General features: G+C 57.8%; 1 protein-coding gene. It reads left to right on the top strand.

Translation table 11 applies throughout. From position 1 onward, the window contains the following. Positions 1–98: 98 nt before the first annotated feature. The coding region (locus KP705_RS21840; RefSeq protein WP_215765355.1) for a DUF4158 domain-containing protein at positions 99–408 on the top strand (310 nt) is incomplete at its 3' end.

Consider the following 408-nt stretch of genomic DNA (forward strand, 5'->3'; position numbering starts at 1 on the left):
GAGACACAGCACACGGCTGTATTCCATGACGTGTTGCACTTGTCCGGGACAGTCCGTCCAACGATCCCCTTCCGGACACATGAAGGAGACATCCGATCATGGCGCGGCGCCGTCTTCTGACCCGTGAAGCTCTCGCCCGACATTACGAGCCTTCTGTCGATGATCGCGAGATCACGAGACATTTTACACTCAGCCAGGATGACTTCGATCTGATCTCAACCAGCCGCGGAGAAACCTCCCGATTGGGTTTCACGATGGTCATGCTCTACATGCGCTGGCCGGGACGGGTGCTGGAATCTGGTGAAACACCACCGGCTCCCATTCTGTCATTTGTTGCGCGGCAGCTCGACCTGTCCCCTGGGCTCTGGTCCCATTACGGACGTCGTGACGAAACCCGTCGATCCCATC

The sequence above is a fragment of the Gluconobacter sp. P1D12_c genome, from assembly GCF_018812105.1.
In the GTDB taxonomy this organism is placed as follows: Bacteria; Pseudomonadota; Alphaproteobacteria; order Acetobacterales; family Acetobacteraceae; genus Gluconobacter; species Gluconobacter oxydans_A.